The following is a 12,707-nucleotide window of genomic DNA, read 5'->3' as shown; positions in this document are numbered from 1 at the left end:
GGCCCGGCGCCCTTTGGGCGTGGGCCGCCGGGTATGCCGGGGCAGGTCAGCGTTGCTGCGTGCTCTGCGTGGCGAAGGTCAGGCGCGACAGGCCGGCCACACGTGCGGCCTCCATCACATTGATGACGGCCTGATGGCTCGCCTGGGCATCGGCATTGACGATGACCACGGGCGGCGGCCCGTTGCCGAGGGGGCCGGCTGCGTTGCGTAGCTGATCGGCGAGGCTCGTCACGTCCTTCTGTTCGAGCACCTGCTTGTTGACCGAGTAGACGCCACGGGCCGAGACCGACACGACGATCTCGCTCGGCCGCTGCTGGGCGCGCTCGGCGTCAGCGGTCGGCAGCTGGATCTGCAGCTCGGTGTAGCGCGAATAGGTGGTCGTGATCATCAGGAAGATCAGGATCACGAGCAGGACGTCGATGAGCGGGATCAGGTTGATCTCGGGCTCCTCGCGCCGCTGGCGGGAACGGAAATGCATGGCGCGTCCCCGCGGCTCAGGCCCGCCGCTGGGGCAGGATCGCGTCGAGGAACGTGGTGGCGCGGAATTCGAGTTCGGCCACGTAGTCGTCCACGCGGCGGCGGAAGTAGCGCCAGAAGATCAGCGCCGGAATGGCCACGATCAGGCCGAAAGCCGTGTTGTACAGCGCCACCGAGATGCCGTGCGCCAGTTGTTCTGGGTTGGCGCCGGTGCCGCCCTGGCTGCCGAAGATCTCGATCATGCCGATCACGGTACCGAGCAGGCCCATCAGCGGGGCCACCGAGGCAATCGTGCCGAGCGCGTTCAGGTAGCGCTCCAGCTCGTGCGCCACGACGCGGCCGGCTTCCTCGACGACATCCTTGGCGGCGTCACGCGAGGTATGCGGCTGCAGCACCACATGGCGCAGGCCGGCGGCCAGCACGCGGCCCAGCGGGGAATTCTTCTCGAGATTGTTCACCACCTCGGGCGTGGCCTTGCGCTGCTGGGCGGCCGACAGGGCCTCCTCGTACAGACGGGCCGGCAGCACCTTGCTGCGCTTGAGGGTGAGGAAACGTTCGACGATCAGCGCGAGGGCAATGATCGAGGCGAGCAGCAGTGGCCAGATCGGCCAGCCGGCCGCTTGAATGATGGAAAACACGTGGACCCCCGAAATCTACAGAACCAACAGACCCGAAACGGACAGCGAGGTACCGGTGCGGTACCGCCAATGCGCGGCAGCCTTTGTTGCGCACCGATGGACCCGGCGCGCCGCGGCAATGCTCGAAAAATGCAGGCGCCACTCTAACCCGCCCCTCGGCGCGCGGCAAGACACTCGCGCGCGTGCTGTCTCAGGCGCGCATCGGCCCGGCCCGGGCGGCGCGTGTGGCTGTCTGCGTGGCTGTCTGTGCGGCTGTCTGTGCGGCTTTCCACATTGGCGCGGGACAGTGCTGTGGACGGGTTGTGGAAAGCTGCCTGAAAAGCGGGCTAAGCCCTTGATTGGAAAGGGTGTCCATGGCGTTGCCCAAAAAACAGGCAAACGCGCCGGGTGCGCGATGCGGCCCGGCGGCGCAGGTGCGGGGGTCCGACCGCCAGCGCTGTCCACAGCGGCGCGGGACAGGACTGTGGACCCGCTGTGGACAGCGTTCTGAGAAGCCGCGTAAGCCGTTGATCTATAACGGGGAACCATGCCCTGCCTAAAAAACGGGCAAATGAGCCAAAGGGAGCGAAAGGGGGCAGGAAGGTGGCCGAAGGGGCCCCTCGCGCCGCCTGTCCGGAAAAAGTCGACCGCTTTCCACATGAAAGCAGGACAGTACTGTGGACCGCTTGTGGATAAGCGCCGGACAAGCGGGTTAAGTCATTGATCGATATGGACTTCCGTTCGATTGCTGAAAAATCAGGCACTTTTGGTGCACTGCGGTGCCCGGTGAGCGGGGATCGACATCGCAACTCGCCAGCCGTTGCTGTAGCGCAAGCGCCGCGCATCGGCGGAAGTTCTCCACAGGCAAAACGCTTGACAAATCGATTATCCAGAACTTCTGTGGATAACTTTGTGAACAAGATGCGGTCGCTGGCCGTAAGTGGTTGACGCGTAAGGTTTTCTCTTACATTGCCTGTTTTTTGGTCCGACCCGATTCCTCATAAGAATCAAAGGGTTGTACGGATGGATGCGGCAATCCGAGCGATCGGCGCGGCCCGGGGTGTACCACTTGACACAGCGGGTATGCTGTGGACATGTCCATTCCACGCCGCCTGTGCGGCCGTGCGCCATGCCCGACTTTGAGAATGTTCCGCGCAACCTGCCGCCCGCGATGCCCGCCGTGTCCGCGCGGACCCGGGAGGTCATTCCCGTCAGTGAGCTGAACCATGCGATTGCCGGCGTGCTCGAGCGCAGCTTCCCGCTGGCCTGGGTGCGCGGAGAAATCTCGAACTTCACGCGCGCGGCGAGCGGTCACTGGTATTTCTCGCTCAAGGACGCCCGCGCGCAGATCCGCTGCGTGATGTTCCGGGGGCGCAACCAGCACGTGGATTTCGCCCCGCGCGAGGGCGAGGCGGTGGAAGTGCGCGCGCTGGTGTCGATGTACGAGGCACGCGGCGAGCTGCAACTGGGCGTGGAGGCCATGCGCCGCGCCGGCATGGGCAATCTTTACGAGGCTTTCCTGCGCCTCAAGGAAAAACTTGCCCAGGCCGGTCTGTTCGCTCCCGAACGCAAACGACCAATTCCGAGCCACGCCCGCTCGATTGGCGTGGTGACGTCGCTACAGGCGGCGGCGATGCGCGACGTGCTGACCACGCTGCAGCGCCGCGCGCCGCATGTGCCGGTCATCGTCTATCCAGTGCCAGTGCAGGGCGCCGGCGCGGCCGAGAAGATCGCCGCCATGCTCGATATCGCCAGCGCGCGGCGCGAATGCGACGTGCTGATCCTGTGCCGGGGCGGCGGCAGCATCGAGGATCTCTGGTCGTTCAACGAGGAAGTGGTGGCGCACGCGATTGCGCGCAGCGCCGTGCCGGTGGTGTCCGGCGTGGGCCACGAGACCGATTTCACGATTGCCGATTTCGTCGCCGATATGCGCGCCCCCACGCCCACGGGCGCCGCGGAACTGGTTAGCGCGGACCGCGCGCACCTGCTGCAGGCGGTTCGCCGCGCGCGCGATGCGCTGGCGCAAAGCCTGGACCGGCAGATGGAACGCCGCGCGCAGCACCTGGAATGGCTGGCGCGGCGGCTGCGCAGCCCGCAGGCGCAACTGCAGGAGCGGCGCGCGCGGGTCGACAATCTGGCCCGGCACTTGCGTGCAGCCCTGCGCGATACGGTGTCCGCGCAGCGTCACCGGCAGGATGTATTGGCGATGCGCTGGCGCGCGTGCCGCCCCGACGTGGCGGCCGCACAGGCCGACCTGGGCCGGCTGGCCGCGCGCCTGGAAGCCGCCGCCGTGCGCCGCCACGAGCGCGAGAGCCAGCGGCTGGGCCGCGTGGCCGGCGCGCTGGAATTGCTGGCGCCGCAGCGCACGCTGGAACGCGGCTATGCGGTACTGCTGGATCAGCGTGGCAAGGCGCTGCGCTCGCCGGCCGAATTGCGCGCGGGCAGCGTGGTCGAGGCGCATCTGGCCGATGGCGTGGCGGACCTGGAAATCGCCGGCGTGCAGGCCAAGCTGGCGGCGTTCTGAAGTCGTTCTGGAGCCGTGATGGGACTGATTCTCAATCGACCCGACATTGTCTTCCGCGCAAACTAACATGAGTCCAGGGGGCATTCCGCCCGCGTTTGCGCGGGTCTGGCAAGTCACCTACAATCGGCAACTCCCCACCCCAAACCAAGAGACAGAACAATGGAACACAAGCTCCCCCCGCTCCCCTACGCGCATGATGCCCTGGCTCCGCACGTCTCCAAGGAGACCCTGGAGTTCCATCATGACAAGCACCACCAGACCTACGTCACGAACCTGAACAACCTGATCAAGGGTACCGAGTTCGAGAACGACACGCTGGAAGCCATCGTCAAGAAGTCGTCGGGCGGCATCTTCAACAACGCCGCCCAGGTGTGGAACCACACGTTCTACTGGGATTCGATGAAGCCCAACGGCGGCGGCCAGCCGACCGGCGCGCTGGCAGATGCCATCAACGCCAAGTGGGGCTCGTTCGACAAGTTCAAGGAAGAGTTCACCAAGACCGCCGTGGGCACGTTCGGCTCCGGCTGGGCCTGGCTGGTGAAGAAGACCGACGGTTCGCTGGACCTGGTCTCCACCTCCAACGCCGCCACGCCGCTGACCACCGACGCCAAGCCGCTGCTGACCTGCGACGTGTGGGAACACGCCTACTACATCGACTACCGCAATGCCCGTCCGAAGTACGTGGAGGCATTCTGGAACGTGGTGAACTGGGACTTCGCGTCGCAGAACTTCGCCTGAATCCAGGTTCCGCAAGCGTGACAAATTCGTCACGAAGGCGGTAGGGAAAGGCCCCGGAACGGGGCCTTTTTCGTGTCCGCGCCCGGCGGTGGTGCGGCAGCGCCTGCACATAGTAAATCACCTACAATAGCCACAATAGCGAAGGTGATCGACGCAGTAACCCCCCCAGGAGGCGAGATGAGTTCGTGGTCGCAAACGACGTTGGCCAAAAGCCCGCAGGACAGCAAGGAGCGAGTGGTCTACGTGGTCGATGACGACGAGGCGGTCCGGCTCGCCCTGAGCGGCCTGCTGCGCTCCACCGGCCTGCGCGTGGAGACTTTCGAGTCGTCGCAGGAATTCCTGGCGTTTCCCAAGCATGATGCGCCGAGCTGCCTGATTCTCGATGTCCGCCTGCGCGGCGAGAGCGGCCTCGCGTTCCAGGAGCAGATTGCCAAGAGTGGCGTGCGCATGCCGATCGTGTTCATGACCGGTTATGGCGATATTGCGATGACGGTGAAGGCGATGAAGGCCGGCGCGGTCGATTTCTTCGCCAAGCCGTTCCGCGACCAGGACATGCTGGACGCAGTGGCCAACGCCCTGGCCCGTGACGGCGAGCGGCTGGCCGCCGAGCAGTCGGTGGCGGGTCTGCGCACGGCCTACGAATCGCTGACCCCGCGCGAGCGCGAGGTGCTGGTGTTCGTGGTGGCCGGCCTGATGAACAAGCAGATCGCCTATGAGATGGATCTCACGGAAGTCACCGTGAAGATCCACCGTGGCCGGGTCATGAAGAAGATGGCCGCGCGCTCGGTGGCCGATCTGGTCCGCAAGGCCGAGTCACTGGGCGTCCAGCCGCAGCCGCGCAAGCCGGCCTGAGCGGACGCCACCTTCCGGCATTCGTCGATCTACGATGGCAGGTCCAGCGCCACGCTGAGCCAGTGGGCGATGGCGTCCGGGTCCACCGGCTTGTCGAGCACGGCCAGCGCGCCGTTCTCGGCCGCGCGGGCCTTGAGGTCTGCGGTGGGGAACGCAGTGATGAAGATCGTCGGCGGCGTATAGCCGAGCGACAGGATGCGTTCATGCATCGCCACACCGGACATGCCGGGCATCATCACGTCGGAGATCAGGCAGGCGGTGACGGCGAGCAGGCCCGATTGCAGGAACTCCTCCGCCGAGGCAAACAGGCGTGTCTGCCTGCCGAACGAGCGCACCAGGCTCTCCGTCGCGAGGCGAACGGCCTCTTCATCGTCGACAATCGACACTATCTGATCAGAAGGCAAAAGACCGACCTCGACCCTTGGGGATGGATATGGCACGCGACAGGCGTGCACCTATCGCGTGAATGTGTAGACGTTTCCAGCGTAGCGCGCATGCCTGCGGCGGAGCATTATACAAACGTATTACGCGTCGCCTGGCGGCCCTCAGGTAATACCCCAGTATGACTTCGCGCATCCTAGGTAGGACCTCCCGCTACCCCTGTGCAGAATAGTTTTACGGCCCCCCGGCACGTAACCTTCTGTCATGGCCGGTGCGAAGTGCGCAGTGCACTCCGCAGACTGCCGGCACGCTTGATAGGGGGGCCATCAAATGCATCAGACGGTGTCATCTCAGTGTGGTTTTCGTGTGGGCACGCCCAATCGCGCCGACGCGCTGTCCAGCTGCTTCTCCACCAGCTACGCCGGCATCATCGCGTTCATGGCGGTGGCCACGGAGGGCAGCTTCGTGCGCGCCGGGGAGCGACTGGGCATCGGCCGCTCGGCGGTTTCCCGGAGTGTGCAGAAACTGGAAGAGCAGCTAAGTACCCGCCTGTTCCTCCGCACCACGCGTACCACGAACCTGACCCGCGAGGGCGAGCGCTTCTTCGAGAACTGCAACCTCGGCGTGACCCAGATCGTCGGCGCCATGAACGACATGCTGGACCTGCGCAACGGGCCGCCGCAGGGCATGCTGCGCGTCTGCTCCACCGTGGGCTTCGGCCGCAATGTGGTGGCGCCGCTGCTGCTCAAGTTCTCCGAGGCCTACCCGGACATCTCGGTGGAACTGCTGCTCGATGACCGGCCCGCCAATTTCGCCGCCGATCAGGTCGACGTGGCGTTCCGCGACGGCTATATCGACGACTCCAGCATCATCGCCAAACAGCTCATTCCGATGCAGATGGTGGTCTGCGCCGCGCCGGCCTATGTCCAGAAGCGGGGCCTGCCGGCCACGCTGGACGAACTGGGCGAGCACGACTGCATCAACCAGCGCTTCACCAGCGGGCGGGTGGCCGAGTGGGAATTCAAGGTGGACGGCCAGCTGCGCAAGGTGCTGCCGACTGCCCGGCTGACCTTCAACGACGCCGACCTCGTGCTCCAGGCCGTGCGCGATGGCCGGGGCATCGCCCAGATGCCGGCGCACCAGGTGAAGGACTACCTCGCGCGCGGGGAACTGGTCATGGCCCTGCGCCAGCATGTGCCGAGCGACCGCGGCCACTACATCAGCTACCTGTGCCGCCAGCACCTGCCCACGCGCATCCGGGCGTTCGTCGATTTCATGACCGACCAGATCCGCGCGCTCGACCTGCTTCAGGTGGCCGAAAGCGAAGCCGTGCCGGAGCGGATGGCGGCCTGAAGAAAAAGCGCCGAATAAGGCATATCAGGCGACTGCCGGCCCCGCTCCCCAACTTATGCCCACTGACCTTGCTGTGCCCGATCACGCACGTTTCATGGCGGCGCGTTCGCCTTGGTATATGCTGACGCAGATCAATATCGGGTCTCGGCACCAATGGGTAACAGATTGCACGTCCTGTGGGACGACGGCGAACGCGTGTTCTGCCGAGACCGGCTTCCGGGCGAGGGCGACGGCCATGCCGTGCTGCTGGCACGCCCGGCCGCGGAACACCCTTTGCCCGCCACGCTCGACCGCCTGGCGCACGAGTTCGCCCTCCGGGACGAACTGGACGGCGCCTGGGCCCTGCGCCCTCTGGAGTTGTCGCGCGACGGCGGACGAACCGTGCTGATGCTCGACGATCCGGGCGGCGAGCCGCTCTCGACGATGCTGGGCACGCCGATGGAAACCGGCACCTTCCTGCGCCACGCCACCAGCATCGCGCTGGCGCTCTGCAAGCTGCACCAGCGCGGCCTGGTCCACAAGGACCTCAAGCCCACCCATATCCTCGTGAACTGCGCCGACGGCCAGGCCCGGCTGACCGGCTTCGGCCTCGCCTCGCGCCTGCCGCGCGAGCGCCAGGCCCCGGAGCCGCCCGAGACCATCGCCGGCACGCTGGCCTATATGGCGCCCGAGCAGACCGGGCGGATGAACCGGTCGATCGACTCGCGCTGCGACCTCTACGCCTTCGGCATCACCCTCTACGAAATGCTGACCGGCGCGCTGCCGTTCGCGGCGACGGACGCCATGGAGTGGGTGCACTGCCATATCGCCCGGATGCCGCAGTCGCCCCGGCTGCGCGTGGACACCGTGCCGGCCGCGCTGTCCCGCATCGTCATGAAGCTGCTCGCCAAGACGGCCGAGGAGCGCTACCAGACCGCCGCCGGGGTCGAGCACGACCTGCGGCGCTGCCTGGAAGACTGGGAGCGCCAGCGCCGCATCGAGGATTTTCCGCTCGACGAACACGGCACGCGCGACCGCCTGATGATCCCCGAGAAGCTGTACGGGCGCGAGCATGAGGTCGATACCATGCTCTCGGCCTTCTCGCGCATCATCCGGACGAGCACGCCGGAACTGGTACTGGTGTCCGGTTACTCTGGCATCGGCAAGTCCTCGGTGGTCAACGAGTTGCACCGGGTGCTGGTGCCGCCGCGCGGGCTGTTCGCCGCCGGCAAGTTCGACCAGTACAAGCGCGATATCCCGTACTCGACGCTGGTGCAGGCGTTCCAGAGCCTGGTCCGCACGCTGCTCGGCAAGCCCGATGCCGAACTGGCGCGCTGGCGCGGCGCACTGCTGGAGGCGCTGGAGTCCAACGCGCGGCTGGTGACGGACCTGATTCCCGAGCTGAAGCTGATCATCGGCGAGCCGGAACCGGTGCCGGACATGGAGCCGCAGCAGGCCCAGCAACGCTTCCTGCTGGTGTTCCGGCGCTTTATCGGCGTGTTTGCCCAGCCGGAGCATCCGCTGGCGCTGTTTCTCGATGACCTCCAGTGGCTGGACGCCGCCACGCTCGACCTGATCGAGGACGTGCTGGTCCGCTCCGACCTGCGCCACCTGATGCTGGTGGGCGCCTACCGGGACAACGAGGTCGATGCCACCCATCCGCTGACCGGCAAGCTGCTGGCCATCCGCAATGCCGGGGTCAAGGTCGAGGACATCAAGCTGGCGCCGCTGAGCCGCGCCCACATCGAGCAGCTGTTTGCCGATTCGCTCCATTGCGAGCGGACGCGCATCGCCCCGCTGGCAGAGCTGGTGGAGGACAAGACCGCCGGCAACCCGTTCTTCGTGATCCAGTTCCTGCAGGCACTGGTCGAGGAGAACCTGCTGACCTTCGACCACGACGCGCGGCAGTGGACCTGGGACCCCGACCGCATCCACGCCAAGGGCTACACCGACAACGTGGTGGACCTGATGGTCGGCAAGCTGGCCCGCCTGCCGGCCGAGACCCAGCAGGCGTTGCAGCAGCTGGCCTGCCTCGGCAACGTGGCCGAGATGACGACGTTGACCACGGTGCTTGGCGTGCCGGAGGCGCAGGTCCACGCGGCGCTGTGGGAGGCTTTCCGCCAGGAACTGGTCGAGCGCGCCGACGGCGCCTATGCCTTCGCGCATGACCGCGTGCACGAGGCCGCCTACCTGCTGACGCCGGAAGCGTCGCGCCCCGCCGCCCACCTGCGCGTGGGCCGGATGCTGGCGGCGCAGACGCCGCCGGAGATGCTCGACGAGGCCATCTTCGAAATTACCGGCCAGCTCAATCGCGGCGCGGCGCTGATCACCGAGCCGGCCGAACGCGAGCGTCTGGCGGAACTGAACCTGATGGCCGGGCAGCGCGCCAAGGCCTCCACGGCCTATGCCTCGGCGCTGGCTTACCTGAGCACCGGCGCGGAGCTGCTGGGCGACGGGGGCTGGGCGAATCGGCATGCGCTGCGCTTCGCGCTTGAGCAGCACCGGGTGGAATGCGAGTTCCTGACTGGCCAGCTGGATATCGCGGACGCGCGCCTGGGCGCGCTGACGGCGCGCGCCACCACCACAGTCGAGAAGGCCCTGATCGCCTGCCTCCAGATGGACATCTGCCTCGTGCTCGACCAGAGCGACCGCGCGGTGGCGGTGTGCCTGGAGTACCTGCGGCAGGTCGGCATCGAATGGACGCCCCACCCGGACGACGACGCGGTCCGACGCGAGTACGACGAGATCTGGACCCACCTCGGGGACCGCGCCATCGAGGACCTGATCGACCTGCCGCTGATGGACGACGCGGCGTCGCTGGGCACCGTGGAGGCGCTGAGCAAGCTGTTCGCGCCGGCCGTGCAGACCGATGCCAACCTGGCCGGCCTGACCATCTGCAAGGCGGTCAGCCTCAGCATCGAGCGGGGTAACTGCGATGCGTCCTGCGTGCTCTACGCCAATGTCGGCCGGGTGGCCGGGCGGCGTTTTGGCGACTATCAGGCCGGCTTCCGCTTCGGCCAGCTGGGCTGTGAACTGGTGGACCGGCGCGGCCTCACGCGCTTCGAGGCCAAGACCTACCTCTGTTTCTCGATCTTCGTCATGCGCTGGCTGCGGCCGGTGCGCGAGTGCGAGCCGATGCTGCGCCGCGCGTTTGCGGCGGCGAACCGGATCGGCGACCTGCCGTACGGCGCCTTCGCGGGCAACGCCCGCAACTCGGACATGCTGTTCGCGGGCGAGCCGCTGGCCGAGGTGCAGGCGGAGGCCGAGCGCGGGCTGGCCTACGCCGAAAAGGTGCGCTTCGGGCTGGTGACCGACTTTATCGGCACGCAACTGGCGCTGGTGCGGATGCTGCGCGGCCTGACGCCGGTCTTCGGCAGCCTGGACGGCGATCCATTCGACGAGGCGCGCGTCGAACAGCATCTGGCGGCCAGCCCGGACCTTGTGTTGGCCGAGTGCTGGTACTGGACCCGGAAGCTCCAGTCGCGCTACCTGTGCGGCGACTACGTCACCGCCATGGCCGCGGCCGCGCGTGCGCAGGTGCTGCTCTCGACCTCGTCCTCATTCTTCGAGGAGGCGGAATACCACTTCTACGCCGCGCTGGCCGAGGCCGCCACCTGTGACAGCGCGCCGGCCGACGGCCGCCAGCCGCATCTTGACGCGCTGGCCGCACATCACGGGCAGCTCGCGCACTGGGCCGAGCACTGCCCGGAGAACTTCGCGGACCGCGCGACGCTGGTCGGCGCCGAGATCGCCCGGCTTGAAGGCCGTCTGGTGGACGCCGAGCATGGCTACGAGCGGGCCATCGACGCGGCGCAGGCGAGCGGCTTCGTGCACATCGAGGCGCTGGCCAACGAACTGGCCGCGCGCTTCTACGCGGCGCGCGGGCTGGAGAGGATCGCCCGGATCTACCTGCATGACGCGCGCTATGGCTACCTGCGCTGGGGCGCCGACGGCAAGGTGCGGCAGCTCGAGGCCGAGTATCCGTACCTGCGCACCGAAGATCCCGCGCCGGGCCCGACGACCACCATCGCCACGCCGGTGGAGCATCTCGACCTGGCGACGGTTCTCAAGGTGTCTCAGGCCGCCTCGGGCGACATCGTGCTGGAAAACCTGATCGACATGGTCATGCGCACGGCCATCGAGCAGGCCGGCGCCGAACGCGGCCTGCTGGTGCTGTCCGGCGCGGGTGCGCACCGGGTGGCGGCGGAAGCCACCACTGGCACGGACGCGCCCCAGCTCCAGTTGCGCGACGTCCCGGTCAGCGCGGAAATGCTGCCCGAGTCGCTGCTGTTCCACGTGCTGCGCACGCGGGAGAGCGTGGTGCTGGACGATGCGTCGGCCGACTCGCCGTTCGCCACCGACCCCTATGTGCGCCAGCATCGCGCCCGCTCGATCCTGTGCCTGCCGCTGATGAATCAGGCCCGGCTGACCGGCGCGCTGTATCTGGAGAACAATCTCACCGCGCGCGCGTTCAGTCCGACGCGGATCGCGGTGCTGAAGCTGGTGGCGTCGCAGGCCGCCATCTCGCTGGAGAACGCCCGGCTGTACCGCGACGTGGCCGAGCGGGAGGCCAAGATCCGGCGCCTGGTGGAGGCCAATATCATCGGCATCATCGTCTGGAACGTGGCCGGCGAGGTGCTGGAAGCCAATGACGCCTTCCTGCGCATGGTGGGCTACGCGCGCGAGGATCTGGTCTCCGGCCGGGTGCGCTGGCGCGACCTGACCCCGCCGGAGATCCGCGCGGAGAGCGAGCTGGCGCTGGCCGAGAGCGAGCGCTCCGGGCACGCCACGCCGTTCGAGAAGGAATACATCCGCAAGGATGGCACGCGGGTGCCGGTCATCGTCGGCCTGGCCTCGTTCGGCGACGGCCGGCAGGAGGGCGTGGCGTTCGTGCTCGACCTGACCGAGCGCAAGCAGGCCGAGGAGCGCGTGCGCGAGGGCGAGCGGCGCTACCGCGAGGTGCAGACCGAGCTGGCGCACGCCAACCGGGTAGCGACCATGGGGCAACTGGCGGCGTCGATCGCGCACGAGGTGAACCAGCCGATTGCGGCGACGGTGACCAACGCGCAGGCCGCGCTGCGCTGGCTGGGCGCCCGGCCGCCCAATGTCGACGAGGTGGGGGAGGCGCTGACCCGCATCGTCAAGGACGCCAACCGGGCGGGCGATGTGCTCGGGCGCATCCGCCAGTTGATCAAGAAATCGCCGCCCCGCAAGGAGCCGGTGGACATGAACGCGGCGATCCGCGAGGTGGTGGAGCTGACCCGTGGCGAAGCCGCCAAGGGCCTTGCCACGGTGGAGACGGCGCTGGCGGACGGCTTGCCGCACATCGAGGGAGATCGTGTCGAACTGCAACAGGTGCTGCTCAACCTGATCGTCAATGCGCTGGAGGCGATGGGCGGCGTCAGCGATGGCGGCCGGCACCTGGTGATCCGCACCGCGCCCGCCGAGGACGGGTGCGTGAGCGTGGCCGTGTGCGACTCGGGGCCCGGTTTCGGCGCCGACAGCGCCGACAGCGCCGACAGCGCCGGCAGCGCCGGCAGCGTCGAGCGCGTGTTCGCCCCGTTCTACACCACCAAGGAGACCGGGCTGGGGATGGGGTTGTCGATCTGCCGGTCGATCATCGACGGACACGGCGGCCGGCTCTGGGCCAGCCCCAACACCCCGCGCGGGGCGGTGGTCCAGTTCACGGTGCCGGCGCGGCAGACGGATTAGCCAGACTGGCTTGGAGGAAAGCAAAAACCGGGGCACAAGGCCCCGGTTTTCTTTTCAACGCTTGGTACTACATC

At 67.3% G+C, this 12,707-nt stretch carries 8 protein-coding genes; 5 read left to right on the top strand and 3 right to left on the bottom strand.

Annotated elements, in window-relative coordinates:
• Nucleotides 1-46 precede the first annotated feature (46 nt).
• Nucleotides 47-478: an ExbD/TolR family protein gene (locus tag AC1DP9_RS15110; protein ID WP_092298076.1), complete on the bottom strand. Its 432-nt coding sequence runs from the start codon at nt 476-478 to the stop codon at nt 47-49.
• A 16-nt stretch (nt 479-494) separates the two neighbouring features.
• Complete coding sequence (locus AC1DP9_RS15105) at nt 495-1,115, bottom strand: MotA/TolQ/ExbB proton channel family protein (RefSeq protein ID WP_092298078.1); 621 nt, start codon at nt 1,113-1,115, stop codon at nt 495-497.
• Between the two features lie 1,108 nt (nt 1,116-2,223).
• On the opposite strand from AC1DP9_RS15105, the gene xseA reads away from it, so the two are divergent.
• From xseA to AC1DP9_RS15090, 3 genes are all read left to right on the top strand, one after another.
• Nucleotides 2,224-3,618, top strand: a complete 1,395-nt coding sequence (gene xseA, locus AC1DP9_RS15100) for an exodeoxyribonuclease VII large subunit (protein ID WP_477107803.1) — start codon at nt 2,224-2,226, stop codon at nt 3,616-3,618.
• A 159-nt stretch (nt 3,619-3,777) separates the two neighbouring features.
• Nucleotides 3,778-4,356 carry a superoxide dismutase gene (locus AC1DP9_RS15095; RefSeq protein WP_092298083.1) on the top strand — a complete coding sequence of 193 codons (579 nt, stop codon included), beginning with the start codon at nt 3,778-3,780 and terminating at the stop codon, nt 4,354-4,356.
• Nucleotides 4,357-4,533: 177 nt separating this feature from the next.
• The gene (locus AC1DP9_RS15090) at nt 4,534-5,208 is read left to right on the top strand and encodes a response regulator transcription factor (RefSeq protein WP_092298086.1); all 675 of its coding nucleotides are present in this window, start codon (nt 4,534-4,536) and stop codon (nt 5,206-5,208) included.
• A 29-nt stretch (nt 5,209-5,237) separates the two neighbouring features.
• Here AC1DP9_RS15090 and AC1DP9_RS15085 read toward each other — a convergent pair whose 3' ends face one another.
• Complete coding sequence (locus AC1DP9_RS15085) at nt 5,238-5,594, bottom strand: response regulator transcription factor (RefSeq protein WP_369823513.1); 357 nt, start codon at nt 5,592-5,594, stop codon at nt 5,238-5,240.
• A 325-nt stretch (nt 5,595-5,919) separates the two neighbouring features.
• Between AC1DP9_RS15085 and AC1DP9_RS15080 the strand changes: the two genes are divergently transcribed.
• On the top strand, nt 5,920-6,942 hold the full coding sequence (locus AC1DP9_RS15080) for a LysR family transcriptional regulator (protein WP_092298092.1): 1,023 nt from the start codon (nt 5,920-5,922) through the stop codon (nt 6,940-6,942).
• A 153-nt stretch (nt 6,943-7,095) separates the two neighbouring features.
• The gene (locus AC1DP9_RS15075; protein WP_477107802.1) at nt 7,096-12,633 is read left to right on the top strand and encodes a trifunctional serine/threonine-protein kinase/ATP-binding protein/sensor histidine kinase; all 5,538 of its coding nucleotides are present in this window, start codon (nt 7,096-7,098) and stop codon (nt 12,631-12,633) included.
• Nucleotides 12,634-12,707 lie beyond the last annotated feature (74 nt).

This window comes from Cupriavidus sp. 01L43 (assembly GCF_056399925.1).
Note: the sequence above shows the minus strand (reverse complement) of the source record. Positions and strands in the feature narration are given on the sequence as shown.